This window comes from Caulobacter segnis, from assembly GCF_029543125.1.
Lineage (GTDB): Bacteria > Pseudomonadota > Alphaproteobacteria > Caulobacterales > Caulobacteraceae > Caulobacter > Caulobacter segnis_D.
Genome location: NZ_JARQWW010000001.1, coordinates 179,426 through 195,048 on the forward strand (window position 1 = coordinate 179,426; position 15,623 = coordinate 195,048).

Sequence of the window (15,623 nt, forward strand, 5' to 3'; positions counted from 1 at the left end):
GTTTTTGTATACGGGGGTCCTTGTTCATGCGTCGCCGCACCTTCCTCGCCGCCCTGCCCGCAGCCGCTGTTGCGGCCCCGGCCCTGGCCCAGTCGCAGTTCGTCGGCGATCCGAATCCCAACCGCAAGCGGCCCGACGTCCATGGCGGCGACCGCGTCGACGGCGCCAACTTCGCCTCGCGCTCGGCGGCCTGGGGCGCCAACGGCGCGGCCGGCACGGCTCACCCCCTGGCCACCCAGGCGGCGATCAGCGTCCTGAAGAAAGGTGGCTCGGCCGCCGACGCCGCCATCGCCGCCAACGCCTGCCTCGGTCTGATGGAGCCCATCGCCTGCGGCATCGGCGGCGACTGCTACGTCCTGCTTTGGGACCCGAAGACCAAGAAGGTCATGGGCCTGAACAGCTCCGGCCGCTCGCCCAAGGGCCTGTCGCTGGAGACGGTGCGCAGCCGCGCCAAGGACGGCCTGCTGCCCTCGTGGGGCGCGGTCACCGTCAGCGTCCCGGGCGCGGTCGACGCCTGGCGCGCCATGCACGAACGCTATGGCAAGCTGAAGTGGGCCGAGCTGTTCGAGGACGCCATCCACTACGCCGAGAACGGCCACGCCATCACCCAGAACGTGGCCTTCTATCTGGCCGGCAGCCACAAGCGCTTCACCAACCCCGCCTCGCAGATCGAGGAGCACGCGAACTTCCTCAAGGTCTGGGCCGCCAGCGGCAAGACCCCGGTCGAGGGCGAGATGTTCCGCAACCCGGACCTGGCCCGCACCTACCGCCTGATCGCCCAGGGCGGCGGCCGCGCCTTCTATGAGGGCGAGATCGCCGAGACGATCGAGCGCTATTTCAAGCGCATCGGCGGCTGGATGACCAAGGCCGACCTGGCCAACCACAAGGCGGTGTGGACCAGCGTCTACAAGACCGGCTATCGCGGCGTGGACGTCTACGCCCTGGCGGAGAACACCCAGGGCCTCGCCACTCTCCAGATGCTCAACATCATGGAGACCATGGACATCAAGGGGATGGGCTTCCAGTCGGCCGCCGCCATCCACCACGCGGTCGAGGCCAAGCGCCTCGCCTATGAGGACCGCGCCCGCTACTACGCCGATCAGGACTTCTACAAATCCCCGATCGAATGGCTGATCTCCAAGGACTACGCCGCCGAGCGCGCCAAGCTGATCCGCCCGGACAAGATCCTCACCCCGGTTTATCCGGGCCAGGCGCCGAGCAAGGGCGACACCACCTATTTCACCACCGCCGACAAGGACGGGATGATGGTCTCGATCATCCAGTCTAACTATCGCGGCATGGGCTCGGGCCTGGTGCCCGACGGCCTGGGCTTCATGTTCCAGGACCGGGGCGAGCTGTTCGCCCTGACCGACGGCCACCCCAACATCTACGCTCCGGGCAAGCGCCCCTTCCAGACCATCATCCCCGGCTTCGCCATGAAGGACGGCCAGCCCTGGCTGTCCTTCGGCGTCATGGGCGGCGACATGCAGCCCCAGGGCCAGGCCCAGATCATCAGCAACATGGTCGACTTCGGCCTGGGCGTTCAGGAAGCCGGCGACTCGCCGCGCTGGCACCATGGCGGCTCCACCGAACCCACGGGCGAGGCCCAGCAGGGCGTCGGCGAGCTGAACCTGGAGTCCGGCGTGCCCGAGGCGACGCAGAAGGCCCTGGCCGCCCTCGGCTGGAACCTCAAGCCCAGCCTGGGCGGCTACGGCGGCTACCAGGCCATCGAACGCTGGCCCGGCCGCTACGCCGCCGCCACCGAGATGCGCAAGGACGGGGTCGCGCTCGCTTACTAAGTGAGTCGCCATGCCGCGGCGGACGGGGCCTTTATCCGTTTGCCGCCGGCTCCTCCGGCAGTCGATACTGCTGGTTGATTCGCACTGGCGTTTCCTTGGCGGGATGATGCGGAAACTGACCCTGGCGCTGCTGATCGGCGCCTATCTTTGTCTGTCCCTGATCGTCGCCCTTACGATTTGGCGTAACGGCGGAGGCTGGGGTGCGGGCGTTTCCGCCTTCCTCGGCGGCCTTGGCCTGTGCCTGGCCTTCCACGGCCTGATCGGCCGGATGATCGAGGCCGCCCAGCTCGAGGGCGAGGTCGAGGCTCTGCGCGAGGCGCATTCCATCCTGCTGACCCAGGTCGAGCGCATCGACGGCCGACTGACCGAGGTGGTCGAGACCGTCACCGACGACGCCCTGCGCCGCTCCGAAGAACTGACCAGCGAAGTCCACATGCTGGAGGACGTGGTCCAGCGCATGAGCGACAAGCTGGAGACCCAGCTGTCCCAGGAAGTCGCCGCCGCCCAGTACGACGCCGCCCGCCCCCGCTCGCAACAGTCGGTCGCTCTGCTGGACGCCGTCCGCGACGCCCTGGCCGAGAACCGCGTCGACCTCTACCTGCAGCCCATCGTCGGCCTGCCCCAGCGCAAGATGGTCTTCTACGAAAGCTTCTCGCGCCTCCGGGACGAGGGCAATCGCGTGATGATGCCGGCCGAGTATCTGGCCGTCGCCGAGCCCGAAGGCCTGGTCGCCGCCATCGACAACCTGCTGCTGTTCCGCTGCGTGCAGGTGGTGCGCCGTCTGGCGCGCAACGACCGCAAGGTCGGGATATTCTGCAACATCTCGCTCAACAGCCTGGGCGACGAAGCCTTCTTCTCCCAGTTCCTGGAGTTCATGTCGGCCAACCGCGACCTGTCCGGCTCGCTGATCTTCGAACTGGGCCAGAGCGCCTTCGACCAGCGCGGCCCGGTGGAGGCCCGCCATATGGCCCGCCTCGCCGCGCTCGGCTTCCGCTTCTCCATCGACAAGGTCAGCGACCTGGATCTCGACTTCCAGGACCTGGCCCGCGCCGACGTGAAGTTCGTCAAGGTCGGCGCCCAGATGCTGCTCGACCAGCTGGAGGAGGAAGGCGGCCGCCTGGTGCTCGCCTCCCTGCCCGACCTGCACGCCGCCGACTTCGCCGCCCTCACCCGCCGCTACGGCCTGGAGGTCATCGTCGAGAAGGTGGAGAGCGAGCGTCAGATCGTCGATCTGCTCGACCTCGACATCGGCTACGGCCAGGGCAACCTGTTCGGCGAGCCCCGCGTGGTCCGCGACGCGGTCCTGGCGGAGGCCGAAGCCCCCGCCCAGTTCTTCCGCGAAGCCCTGCGCCGCCGGGTGGGACGCTAAGTAAAACGGCCGCTGTCTCCAGCGGCCGTTTCCATTTCCAGATCTAACAAGCCCTACTTCGCCGGTCCCTTGTCCAGCGTCGGCCACTTGACGCCGAGCTGCTCCAGATAGGTCTGATCCTTGGTCTCGTCGTAGTAGAACGGCTTCATGGCCTCACGGTACTGGGCCATGATCCCGGTGTTCAGCTCGATGGGCGGCTTGGCGTCGCCGATCAGCGGGGCGTACTTCTCGTTCTTGGTCTGGACGTTGGTGAAGTAGTCCTTCGCCGCCGCGCGCAGGTCCGGCCGCATCAGCAGATCCAGGGTCGTCATCGCCACCACCTTGGAGCCGGCCACCACGCCCTTGTGGGCGATCGGCGTGGCCATGGAGATGCCGTTGCGCCAGTTGTGGCCCGGCAAACCCGGGATGTTCGACGGGTAGTTCACCGTGATGGTCGGGACCGCCCACGCCACGTCGCCGATGTCGTCGGAGCCGCCGCTCTTGGGCTCCTCCACCGGGGGCTCCAGCTTCTTCAGCTCGGTGTCGAGGCCGGCGGTCTTGTCGGCGCCCACATTGGCCTGAACCGCCTTGGCGAAGGCCTGGTCATTGGCGTCCCACTTGGGCAGGCCCACCGCCTGGATATTGGCGTAGGCGGCCTCGGCCATCGGCTTGTTGAAGTGGCGCGGCGCAGCGTAGCCGACCACGCGCTGGGTCACCGTGGTGTCGGTCATCATCGCCGCGCCGTCGGCGATCTTGTCGCCCATGGCCTTCAGGTCGGCGATCTTCTTGAAGTCCTGCTCGCGGAAATAATACCAGACGGTGGCCTTCTCAGGCACGACGTTGGGCTGGTCGCCGCCGTCGGTGATCACGTAGTGCGAACGCTGCTCGGGGCGGATGTGCTCGCGGCGGAACTCCCAGCCGGCGTTCATCAGCGACACCGCGTCCAGGGCCGACTTGCCCTGCCACGGCTTGCCGGCGGAGTGCGCCGTCTCGCCCTTGAAGGTGTACTGGATCGACACCAGGCCGGTGCCCGACGCCTTGCCCCAGGTGGTGGCCAAGTTGTCGCCCACGTGGGTGAAGATCACCGCGTCCACGTTCTTGAACACGCCGTCGCGGACCATGTAGGCCTTGCTGGCCACCAGCTCCTCGGCGACGCCCGGCCACAGCATCAGGGTGCCGGCGATGCCCTCGCGCTCCATCAGCTCCTTCACCGCCAGGGCGGCGACCACGTTCACGGCCTGGCCGGAGTTGTGGCCCTCGCCGTGACCCGGCGCGCCGTCCACCAGCGGCTTGCGATAGGGCAGACCCGGAGTTTGGGACGACTTCGGAATCCCGTCGATGTCGGAGCCCAGGGCGATGACCGGCCCGCCGGTCTTGTTGGTCCAGGTAGCGACCCAGCCGGTGGGCAGGCCCGAGGTCCCGCGCTGGATGGTGAAGCCGTTCTTCTCCAGCACGCCGGTTATGTATTTCGAGGTCTCGATCTCCTGGAAGCCCAGCTCACCGAAGCTGAAAATCGAGTCGTTCATCTGCTGGGCCAGCTTGGCCTTGGAGTCGACCTTCGCGACCGCCTCCTTCTTCAGCGCCGGCAGGGACGCGGCCCAGGCGGACGCGGCGGTCGTGGTCATCAGCAGCGCGGCCAGCGCGCCGGGCAAGGCCCGTTTAATCATCACTCGAAATCCATGCTCAACGGGCGCGAAGCCCCCCAAAGAGGCTAGACGTCTGTACGCGCCGCTCCCCCATCCGCATGGGGGCATGGCGAAGCCAAGCCTGGCAAGGGTTCACTGTGCGTCTGGGCCATTATCTCCGCCTCCCTCGCCCTTGTGGCGAGGGTCCCTGCATCGGCTGCCTCGGAGCTTGGAGTTTGGGCGCTGAGCAAGCGGACGCAGGGACCCTAGGCACAAGGCCTAGGGAGACGAAATTTGTAGAGCGCACCGCAAGGTTCGGAATGCCCGGCTCCTCCGAACCAGCCATATCCACCCCATGATCGCCCCCGACACCCTCGACTGGCCGCGCATCGCCGCCGAACTGGACGCCCGAGGCTGGGCGCTCACCGGCCGGGTTCTCGACGACGCCGACTGCGCCGCCCTGGCCGGCCTCTATCCGCAGGACGCCGGCTTCCGCAGCCGGGTGGTCATGGCCCGCCACGGCTTCGGGCGCGGGGAGTACAAGTACTTCAGCTATCCCTTGCCCGACCGGGTCCAGACCCTGCGGGCGGGGCTGTATCCGCACCTGTCCGCCATCGCCAACCGCTGGGCGGAGCGGCTGGGCATCGACAACCGCTTCCCGCCGAGCCTGGACGAGATGCTGGGCCGCTGCCACGCCGCTGGCCAGCTTCGCCCCACCCCGCTGCTGCTGACCTACGGCGCCGGCGACTACAACTGCCTGCACCAGGACCTTTATGGGGAGCATGTCTTCCCGCTCCAGGCCGCCTTCCTGCTGGACGAGCCGGGCGTGGATTTCGAGGGCGGCGAGTTCGTCCTCGTGGAGCAGCGTCCCCGCCAGCAGTCCGCGCCCCAGGTCGTGCCCCTGTTCAAGGGCGAGGGCGTCATCTTCGCCGTGCGCGAACGGCCGGCGGAGGGAACGCGCGGCGTCCATCGCCGCATCCTGCGCCATGGCGTCAGCGAAATCCGCTCCGGCCGGCGGCGGACCATGGGGGTCATCTTCCATGATGCGAGTTGACCGCACCGCCTGATCCCCGCTACCGCCGGGGCATGCGCGCAGCTCCCCTCCTCCCCGCCGGCCTTTCCGAACTCAAGGATCGCTACGACGTCCTGCTCTGCGACGTCTGGGGCGTGATCCACAACGGGCGCGAAAGTTTCCCCGAGGCCTGCGCCGCCCTGGCCCGCTGGAACGCCGAGATCGGCCCGGTGGTCCTGATCTCCAACTCCCCGCGCCCGGCCAGCGACGTGGTCGCCCAGTTGGAGGCGCTGAACGTGCCGCAGGCGGCCTGGGCCGGCTTCGTCACCTCCGGCGACGCCACCCGCGCCCTGCTGTCCCAGCACGCGCCCGGCCCAGTCTGGACCGTCGGCCCCGTGCGCGACGCCCCGCTCTATGACGGCCTGAACCTGGCCTTCGCCGACGCGGAGGACGCGGCCTTCATCTCGCTCACCGGCCTGTACGACGACGAGAACGAGACGCCCGAGGACTATCGCGAGCGCCTTCAGATCGCCGCCGAGCGCAAGCTGCCCCTGATCTGCGCCAACCCCGACCGGGTGGTTCAGCGCGGCGACAAGCTGATCTACTGCGCCGGCGCCCTGGCCGATCTGTACGAGAGCCTCGGCGGCCAGGTGCTGATGGCCGGCAAGCCCTTCGCCCCGATCTATGACCTGGCCCTGGCCGAAGCCGAGCGCCTGCTGAAGCGCCCTGCCGACCGCAGCCGCGTCCTGTGCATCGGCGACGGCGTGATCACCGACGTCCTGGGCGCCGAAAGCCAGAAGCTGGATTGCCTGTTCATCGCCAAGGGCATCCACGGCCTGAAGGCCATGGGCCCGGACGGCCGCCTGCACGCCCCCGCCGTGGAGGCCCTGCTCAACGCCGAGGGGACCACCGCCACGCACGCCATGGGCGACCTCGTCTGGTGACATCGACCCGTCACGGGGTACAACGGCGCCGCAAGACAACGACGCCGGAACGGCGAGGAGAGTGCGGGTGAAGAGCTACTTCCTGGAAGACCTGAGCGTCGGCATGTCCGCCGAGACCACGAACCTCGTCACCGAGGCGGTCATCCAGAAGTTCGCCGACGTCAGCGGCGACACCAATCCCGTCCACCTGGACGCCGACTTCGCGGCCAAGACGTCGTTCGGAGAGCGCATCGCTCACGGCATGCTGTCCGGCGCCTACATCTCGGCCGCCATCGGCACGAACCTGCCGGGGCCGGGCGCGATCTACATCTCGCAGTCACTGTCCTTCAAACGCCCGGTGAAGATCGGCGCCGAGGTGGTCACCCGCGTTGAGATCACAGCCATCGACGAGGCCAAGGCCCGCGTCACCTTCGCCACCGTCTGCAAGGTGGGCGGCAAGGCCGTGGTGGACGGCGAGGCCGTGGTCATGGTCCCCCGCCGGAGCGCCTGATTGACCCTGCGCATCATCCATAGCTGGAAAGACCTGGGCCCCGAGGATCGCGGCGCCTCCGTGGCGCTCGGCAACTTCGACGGCGTCCATCAGGGCCACCAGCACGTCATCACCGCCGCCGCCGAAGCGGCCAAGCGTCTGGACGCCCCGCTGGGGGTCATCACCTTCGACCCGCACCCGCGCCGCCTGTTCCGGCCCAACGAGCCGGCCTTCAAGCTGATGACCCACGACCAGCAGGCGCGCGCGCTGGAGGCGATGGGCGTCCGCCGCCTGTACCTGCTGCCCTTCGACTTCGAGATGGCCAGCCTGTCCGACCGCGAGTTCGCGCAGAAGGTGCTGAAGGGCGGCCTCGGCGTGCGCCATGTGGCCGTGGGCTTCGACATCTCCTTCGGTCGCGGCCGCAGCGGCGACGCCGGCCTGATGCGACAGTACGGCGAGGAGCTCGGCTTCTCGGTGTCGGTTGAGGAAGCCGTGGGCGAGGAGAGCGGCAAGTTCTCCTCCACCGGCGTGCGCGAGGCGCTGCGCGCCGGCCGTCCGGAAGAGGCCGCCCACATCCTGGGCCAGCCCTTCGCTATCGAGGGGATCGTCCGCCGCGGCCGCCAGCTCGGCCGCCAACTGGGCTTCCCCACCGCCAATGTGGCGCTGGAGGACTATGTGGTCCCCAAGCTCGGCGTGTACGCCACCCGCACCCGCCTGCCCGATGGGCGCGTGGTCCCGGGCGTCGCCAATCTGGGCAACAACCCCACCACCGGCGAGGTCGAGACCCGTCTGGAGACCTGGCTCTTCGATTTCGACGAGGACCTCTACGGCCAGACCCTGGAGACCCAGCTGATCGCCTTCCTCCGCCCCGAGGAGAAGTTCAGCTCCATAGAGGCCATGGTCGAGCAGATCCACGAGGATGAGCGCCAGGCGCGCGGGATTTTGGGGGCGTAAAGCAATCTCTTCCCCTGCGAAGCGGGGGAGCGGGACCATGCGCAGCATGGTGGAGGGGGCGACCGCCCACTCTGAGCCCAGTCACGCCCCCTCCACCGCTTCGCGGTCCCCCTCCCCCGTACCTTCGCTACAGGGGAGGAGAGTTTTAGAGATCCCCGAACCAGTCCGTCTCGCCCCCGATCGGCATGCCGGGCGGCGTTGCCGGGGTGCGGCGTTCCTGGGCCAGCAGCGGAGCCAGGGTTTCGCGGTCGGACAGCAGACCCGCCAGCCAGCGGCCGTGGGCGCTCTCGGCCTCGCCGCCCTTCATGGCCGACAGGCGCTTGGACAAGTCCTCCAGCCGCGCGGCGATGATCGAGGCGGCGGTGGGCGACACGTTCGGGTCGTTCTGCGCGATGGCCAGGGCGAACACCGTCCGCGCCTGCAGGCGACGGCGCACCTCGGCCAGGCGGCCGGCGGGGACCGCGCCGTCAAAGGCGGCGGCCAGGATGCGGCGGGTCATCTCGTCCACGCCCAGATTGCCGGCGTCGCGGCGGTGCTGGTCGGCCACGCGGTTGATGCGGGTCGGGTCCAGCAGGTTGCTCAGGGTCAGGCCCGCCGCCACATCGGCGGCCACCAGCGGATCGAACACCGGCCCGCCCATGGTGCGCAGCACCTCGATCTCATGCTGGCGGTCACGGTCGCCCGAATTGCCGGATGACAGATAGGGGAGCACGCTTTCCGGCACATCCAGCGCCGCCGGCGCCAGGGTCAGCATCAGAGCGTCCAGGGCCGCGCGTTGATGTGCCGCCGGGACCACCGTGGCGGCCTCCTTGCCGTCGCCCTTCACGGAGTAGGCAAAGTCCACCCCGCCCACCAGCTTCACGGCCGCCTCGGCCTGATAGCGGTGCAGCAGATAGACCGGCACGAACTTGCGGCGCAGCTCGTTGGCGCCCTCGCCCTGGTGCAGGACCTTGAGGCCATAGGTCTCCACGGCCACCTTGCGCACGCCCATCATGCGGACCAGTTCGGCGGCCGGATCGGCGCCGTCATCCCACAGGCTGCCCCAGGGCTGGCCCGCCGAGCCCGACCGCGCGTCGGCGTCCGTAGTGTAGCGCAGGCCGCCCTTGGCCGCCGCGTTGGCGTGGGCCCGCTTTTGATCGCCATACATCCAGTCGACGATGAACTCGTCCCAGGCGCCGACGCCCACGCCATAGGCGTCCGAAAGGTCCACCTGGCCGTTGACGAGGTTCAGGCGCGGGGCCGGATAATCCATGACGGAAAACCGGCCCTGGGTGCTGGCCGAGAAGTTGTGTGCGAAGCCCAGGGAGTGGCCGACCTCGTGCGCCGACAGCTGGCGCATCCGGGCCAGGGCCGCCACCACAGGATCGTTCGGCGTGCCGGTCCCGACCTTGTCGGCGCCCACCAGGGCCTCGAAGATCATCATGTCTTGGCGCACCCGCAAAGAGCCCAGCAGCACCGAGCCCTTGATGATTTCGCCCGTGCGCGGGTCGGTCACCGCTTGGCCGTAGGACCAGCCGCGCGTGGCCCGGTTGGTCCAGTTGACGACGTTGTAGCGGACGTCCAGCGGATCGGCGCCTTCCGGCAGGATCTCGACCTTGTAGGCGTCGATATAGCCGGCCTCCTCGAAGGCCTTGGCCCACCAGGCCGCGCCTTCCTTCAGGGCGGTGCGGATCGGCTCCGGCGCGGCGCGGTCGATATAGAAGACGATGGGCTTCTTCACCCGCGACTTCGGCGCGGCGGGGTCCAGCTTCTCCAGCCGGAAGCGCGACACCATCTGGCGCACGATCGGGTCGCCCAGCGGCGCGGCGTAGTCATTGACGATGTTGCCGAAGGCGCCGCTGCGCTGGTCCCACCACCGCCGCTCGAAGCCCGGCTCCGGCAGGCGGATCAGCGAGTGGCGGACAGCCAGGGTGATCAGCTTGGCGTCCGGCGCGATGTTGCGCACTTCCGGTCCCGGCGTGTCGGAGCCGAAGGTCAGGCGCGCCTCCAGCTCCACATTGTCCGGGAACACCTTGGTGGCCGCGGCCTCGACCAGGGATAGGTCGGCCACCTGCTTGAAGCCGCCCTCGCCGCCCTGCTTCAGGGAGTCGGCGATGCCCATGGCGTCGCGGGTCAGGAAGCTGGAGACGTCCACCACCAGGCGGCCGTCGGCCTCCTCGCGCTCGATCTTGCCGGCCCAGACGGTGGAATAGGCGAAGCTGTCGCGGGCGGCAGCCTGTTCGTCAGGACCGGCCCCCTCGGCGCGGAACTTGGGGTTCTCGTACTCGGCCACCACCTTGCCGCCCACGCGGCGGAACACCAGCAGCCGGCCTTCGCCCAGGGCCGCCTTGTCCAGGCCGATGGGCGCCGAGCCGAGCCCAGTCTTCAGGGCGGCGATATGGATGTAGCGGCCGGCGACCCCGTCCTTGTCCGGCTTGGGCAGGGACAGCATCACCTTGCCCTGCTGGGCGTCGATCAGGACAGGCAACAGCCCCTCCTTGCGCTCGACGCTCGAAGCGGCGGCGGGCTTGGCCGCCTGCGCCAGAGCGATCTGCGGCGACGCCGCGATCAGAGCCGTCGCGGCCGCGGCCGCCATCAGAAAACGCTTGCCCATGGAACTCCCCCCGGAACTGGAAGCGAAAGGGATAGGGGCAGTTTCCGCGACCGTCGAGACATAGCAGCGGTCGTTGCGATGAACGCCGCCTCTTGCCCGATGCGCAGGCGTCGCCAATAACCGCGCATGGTTGCGTTCCGGCCTCTTCTTGACCGTCTGCCCAAGCTCCGTCCGGAGAGTGACGACTTCCTGCATCTGGACGCCCTGCGCTTCCTGGCCTCGGCGGGCATCGTCTTCTTCCACATGATGGGCGAACTGCGCCTGCCAGACCTGGGCGAGGACGTGATCAAGCGGTCCGGTCCGCTGAACCTGCTGGTCGACCTGTTCTTCGTCATCTCCGGCATGATGATCGCCCACGCCTATGCCGACCGGCTGAAGTCGCCCGGCGACTACGGCCGCTTCATGCAGAAGCGCATCGCCCGCCTGGCGCCCCTGCACTGGCTGACCCTGCTGGCCTTCCTGCCGTTGATGAGCTGGCTGATGCCGGGCCGTTTCGCCCGCATCGATGTGGGCTGCCTGGCGCCCACCGCCCTGTTCCTGCACGCCATCCCCAACTGCGGCGGCCTGCGGTTCAACTTCCCCAGCTGGTCCATCGGGGCCGAGATGATGATGTACTTGGCCCTGCCGGCGTTCCTCGTCCTATACCGCCGGGCCTGGACCCTGTTCCTGGCGGCGGCCGTGGTGCTGGCCTTCCTCTACGGCGTCGGCCGCGCGGGTCCGATCAACCGCCCCTGGTGGGAGTGGACCTTCGACTGGGGCGTCATGCGCGCCCTGCCAGCCTTCCTTATCGGTCTCGGCCTCTACGCCGTCCGCGACAAGCTGCGCCTTTTGCCCGCGCCCAAGTTGCTGCTGGCGGCCACGACAGTCGCCTATCTGGCGGGCATGTACTTCCGGGTTCCGAAGTCGATCTTGGTGCTGATCGTCTATTCCATCGCCGCCACCGCCCTGGCCGCCGACCTGAACGGCAAGGTGGACGCCCTGACCCGGAAACTCGCCCCACTCGGCCAGCTCACCTACTCGCTCTATATGTGGCACGCCTTCGCCCTGCTGTTCTTCGTGCAGCAGCTGCCCCGCCGCACGGGGATCGGCCACGACGTCTGGATCGCTCTGTCCGTGCCGATCCTGCTGGTCGTCTCCTACGTCTCGCTGGTCGCTTTCGAGCGTCCGATGCGGTCCTGGATCGCCGGACTGCCGATCTTTCCCCGCAAGAGGCGTGACGATGCGGCCTCTTCTCTGGTATCAGCCGGCGATGACCTTCCTTCGGTCCATTCCGCGAATTACGCGCCCGGCGTGACGCCGCCCGTTGAGGCTGCGCGCGCGCCGGGTTCGCCGATCTCCGCCCCTTCCGCTCCCCGCAGCGGCGAAGCCGTCTGACGACGGCGCCCGATTTTTCGAGACGACATGACCATGGCCGACGACGCCAACCAGACCCCGGGCCGCGATTACCGCGAGACCGTCTTCCTGCCCGAGACCCCGTTCCCCATGCGCGGCGGCCTGCCCCAGAAGGAGCCCCAGATCCTGGAGCAGTGGGGCGACCTCTATTCCGCCATCCGCAAGACGCGCCAGGACGCCAAGTCCCCGCTGTTCGTGCTGCATGACGGCCCGCCCTACGCCAACGGCCCGATCCACATCGGCCACTCGCTGAACAAGATCCTCAAGGACTTCGTCGTCCGCTCGCGGTTCGCCCTGGGCTTCGACGTGGACTATGTGCCGGGCTGGGACTGCCACGGCCTGCCGATCGAGTGGAAGATCGAGGAGGAGTTCCGCGCCAAGGGCCGCCGCAAGGACGAGATCCCCGCCGCCGAGTTCCGCTCGCGCTGCCGCGAATACGCCGCCGAATGGATCGACGCCCAGCGCGACGAGTTCAAGCGCCTCGGCGTCCTGGGCAACTGGGACGGCCGCTACGCCACGATGGACTTCACCACCGAGGCGAAGATCACCGGCGAGTTCCACAAGTTCCTGATGAGCGGCCAGCTCTATCGCGGCTCCAAGCCGGTGATGTGGAGCCCGGTCGAGCGCACCGCCCTGGCCGACGCCGAGGTGGAGTACCACGACCACGTCTCGCCGATGATCTGGGTGAAGTTCCCGGTGGTCGAAGGCTCCGACGTGGCCCGCAGCGCCAAGCTGGTGATCTGGACCACCACCCCCTGGACCATCCCTGCCAACCGCGCGGTCAGCTACAACCCCGACATCGCCTATGCGGCGTATGAGGTCGAAAGCCTGGAGACCGGGCTTGAGTTCGAACCCTGGGCCAAGCCGGGCGACCGCCTGATCGTCGCCGAGAAGCTGGCCGAGGACGTGTTCAAGGCCGCCAAGATCGCCTCGTGGAAGAAGGTCGAGTCCGTCGACTGCGAAGGCATGGTCCTGGCCCACCCGCTGGCCGACCTGGACAGCCACTACACCTTCGCCGTGCCGCTGCTGGCCGGCGACCACGTGACCGACGACGCGGGCACGGGCTTCGTCCACACCGCCCCGGGCCACGGCCAGGAGGACTATCAGGTCTGGCTCGCCCACGGGCACCGCGAGATCCCCGAGACGGTCGATCCGGACGGCGCCTACTATCCGTCGGTCGGCCTGTTCGCCGGCCTGAAGGTGCTGGAGACCGAAGGCAAGAAGGCCGGCAAGTTCGGTCCCGCCAACGGCGCGGTCATGGACAAGCTGATCGAGGCCGGCAACCTGCTGGCGCGCGGCCGGCTGGAGCACTCCTATCCGCACTCCTGGCGCTCCAAGGCGCCGGTGATCTACCGCAACACCCCCCAATGGTTCATCCGCATGGACCACGAGGGCGAAGACGGCACGTTGCGCGACAAGGCCCTGGCAGCCATCGACGCCACCACCTTCCACCCGGCCCAGGGCCGCAACCGCATCCGCGGCATGGTCGAGACGCGCCCGGACTGGCTGATCAGCCGCCAGCGCAACTGGGGCACGCCCCTGGCCATGTTCGTCGACAGGGAGACGGGCGAGCCGCTGCATGACCCCGAGGTCAACCAGCGCATCATCGACGCGATGAAGGCCGAGGGCGCCGACGCCTGGTTCACCCGTCCGGTGACCGACTTCCTCGGCGCGCACGATGCGGCCCGCTACGAGAAGATCGAGGACATCCTCGACGTCTGGTTCGACAGCGGCTGCACCCACGCCTTCACCATCGAGGGCCGCGCCGACTCCAAGTGGCCCGCCGACCTCTATCTGGAAGGCTCCGACCAGCATCGCGGCTGGTTCCAGTCGTCCCTGCTGGAAGGCTGCGGCACCCGCGGTCGCGCGCCCTATGACGCTGTCCTGACCCACGGCTTCACGCTCGACGAGAACGGCGAGAAGATGTCCAAGTCGAAGGGCAACACGGTCGCCCCGCAGGCGGTCATCAAGGAAAGCGGCGCCGAGATCCTGCGCCTGTGGGTCGCCTCGGTGGACTACGCTGACGACCAGCGCATCGGGAAGCAAATCCTGCAGGGCGTCGCCGACGCCTATCGCAAGCTGCGCAACACCGTCCGCTACCTGCTGGGCGCCCTGGCCGGCTTCGACGAGGCCGAACGCCTGCCGCTCGACCAGATGCCGCCGCTGGAGTCCTACATCCTGCACCGCCTGCATGAGCTGGACGGTCAGGTGCGCGCCGCCTACGCCGAGTACCGGTTCAGCGACGTCCTGCGCCCCATCGCCGAGTTCTGCGCCCAAGACCTGTCGGCCTTCTACTTCGACATCCGCAAGGACGCGCTCTACTGCGACGCGCCCGACAGCGTCCGCCGCCGCGCCTGCCGCACGGTGATGGACCTGGTGTTTGAGCGCCTGACCATCTGGCTGGCCCCGCTGACGCCGTTCACCATGGAAGAAGCCTGGACCACCCGCTTCCCCGACGCCGGCTCCAACTGCCTGCGCGTCATCCCGGCCACCCCGGCCGATTGGAAGAACGACGCCGAGGCCGCCCGCTGGGCCAAGGTCGAAATGGTCACCCGCGCGGTCACCGGCGCCCTGGAGATCGAGCGGCGTGAAAAGCGCATCGGTTCGGCCCTCGAAGCCGCGCCGGTCGTCCACGTGGCCGACCCCGGCCTGCTGGCCGCCTTCGAAGGCCTGGACGCCGCCGAGATCTTCCGCACCAGCCAGGCGACCCTGGTTGCGGGCGAAGGTCCGGCCGACGCCTTCCGCAGCGACGACGTGAAGGCCGTCGCCGTGGAGCCCACCCGGGCCGAAGGCGCCAAGTGCGCCCGCTCCTGGCGCGTCCTGCCGGAAGTCGGCTCGGACCCGCGCTACCCCGACCTTTCGCTGCGGGACGCGCAAGCCGTCGCCGCCTGGGATGCTAAGCATGGCTAAGCCGCACATCACCCGCTGGGGCTGGACCGCCTACGCCATCGCCATCGCGGTCATCGTCATCGACCAGGCGGTGAAGCACTGGATCCTCAACGTCTTCGACCTGCCCCTGCGCGGGTCGGTGCCGGTGGCGGGTCCCTTCCACCTGACCATGGTGTGGAACCAGGGCGTCAGCTTCGGCCTGCTGCAGGCCGGGCACGACCTGGCCCGCTGGGCCCTGGCCGGCTTCTCCCTGGCGGTGGCCTTCTTCCTGGCCGGCTGGGCGCGCAAGACCGAGCGTCCGCTGCTGGCCACGGCGCTTGGCCTGGTCATCGGCGGAGCCCTGGGCAACCTGATCGACCGGGTGCGATTCGCCGCCGTGGCCGACTTCCTGGACTTCTCGCGGCTCTATTTTCCGTGGGTGTTCAACATCGCCGACGCCGGCATCACGGTGGGCGTCATCCTGCTGCTGGCCGACAGCCTGTTCGGCGATTCCTCGCGCAAGTAAGGCGGCGCGCCCGCCCCGGCGCGCCGTTGCAAAATTGTCTGAAACATTTCAGGGCTGCAATCGTATCTGGTATACGATCGTCTAACAAAACTG

The 15,623-nt window shown here is 68.6% G+C and carries 11 protein-coding genes; 9 read left to right on the forward strand and 2 right to left on the reverse strand.

Annotated features, from left to right (window positions below):
* The first annotated feature begins 26 nt into the window (after positions 1–26).
* Both ggt and P7B02_RS00945 read left to right on the forward strand, forming a co-directional pair.
* The gene (gene ggt / locus P7B02_RS00940; protein WP_277784423.1) at positions 27–1,799 is read left to right on the forward strand and encodes a gamma-glutamyltransferase; all 1,773 of its coding nucleotides are present in this window, start codon (positions 27–29) and stop codon (positions 1,797–1,799) included.
* A 106-nt stretch (positions 1,800–1,905) separates the two neighbouring features.
* Positions 1,906–3,168, forward strand: coding sequence for an EAL domain-containing protein (locus tag P7B02_RS00945; RefSeq protein WP_277784424.1), 1,263 nt, complete (start codon positions 1,906–1,908; stop codon positions 3,166–3,168).
* A gap of 53 nt (positions 3,169–3,221) precedes the next feature.
* Here the strand turns inward: P7B02_RS00945 and P7B02_RS00950 are convergent, their stop codons facing one another.
* Positions 3,222–4,814: an amidohydrolase gene (locus P7B02_RS00950; protein ID WP_277784425.1), complete on the reverse strand. Its 1,593-nt coding sequence runs from the start codon at positions 4,812–4,814 to the stop codon at positions 3,222–3,224.
* Between the two features lie 313 nt (positions 4,815–5,127).
* On the opposite strand from P7B02_RS00950, the gene P7B02_RS00955 reads away from it, so the two are divergent.
* From P7B02_RS00955 to P7B02_RS00970, 4 genes are all read left to right on the forward strand, one after another.
* Positions 5,128–5,826, forward strand: a complete 699-nt coding sequence (locus P7B02_RS00955; protein WP_431355764.1) for a 2OG-Fe(II) oxygenase — start codon at positions 5,128–5,130, stop codon at positions 5,824–5,826.
* Positions 5,827–5,858: 32 nt separating this feature from the next.
* Positions 5,859–6,728: a TIGR01459 family HAD-type hydrolase gene (locus tag P7B02_RS00960; RefSeq protein ID WP_277785156.1), complete on the forward strand. Its 870-nt coding sequence runs from the start codon at positions 5,859–5,861 to the stop codon at positions 6,726–6,728.
* A gap of 67 nt (positions 6,729–6,795) precedes the next feature.
* Positions 6,796–7,218: a MaoC family dehydratase gene (locus P7B02_RS00965; RefSeq protein ID WP_277784426.1), complete on the forward strand. Its 423-nt coding sequence runs from the start codon at positions 6,796–6,798 to the stop codon at positions 7,216–7,218.
* Positions 7,219–8,151: a bifunctional riboflavin kinase/FAD synthetase gene (locus P7B02_RS00970; protein ID WP_277784427.1), complete on the forward strand. Its 933-nt coding sequence runs from the start codon at positions 7,219–7,221 to the stop codon at positions 8,149–8,151. It begins immediately after the preceding gene.
* A 145-nt stretch (positions 8,152–8,296) separates the two neighbouring features.
* Here the strand turns inward: P7B02_RS00970 and P7B02_RS00975 are convergent, their stop codons facing one another.
* Positions 8,297–10,744: a zinc-dependent metalloprotease gene (locus P7B02_RS00975; RefSeq protein WP_277784428.1), complete on the reverse strand. Its 2,448-nt coding sequence runs from the start codon at positions 10,742–10,744 to the stop codon at positions 8,297–8,299.
* Between the two features lie 126 nt (positions 10,745–10,870).
* On the opposite strand from P7B02_RS00975, the gene P7B02_RS00980 reads away from it, so the two are divergent.
* From P7B02_RS00980 to lspA, 3 genes are read left to right on the forward strand one after another with little or no spacing between them, the layout of a single operon-like run.
* Positions 10,871–12,118 (forward strand): acyltransferase family protein, encoded by a 1,248-nt coding sequence (locus P7B02_RS00980; protein WP_277784429.1) that lies wholly within the window; start codon positions 10,871–10,873, stop codon positions 12,116–12,118.
* 33 nt (positions 12,119–12,151) lie between these two features.
* Positions 12,152–15,046 (forward strand): isoleucine--tRNA ligase, encoded by a 2,895-nt coding sequence (ileS, locus tag P7B02_RS00985; protein WP_277785157.1) that lies wholly within the window; start codon positions 12,152–12,154, stop codon positions 15,044–15,046.
* On the forward strand, positions 15,039–15,530 hold the full coding sequence (gene lspA, locus P7B02_RS00990) for a signal peptidase II (protein WP_277784430.1): 492 nt from the start codon (positions 15,039–15,041) through the stop codon (positions 15,528–15,530). Before ileS ends, lspA begins: the two co-directional genes overlap by 8 nt.
* The last annotated feature ends 93 nt before the right edge of the window (positions 15,531–15,623 follow it).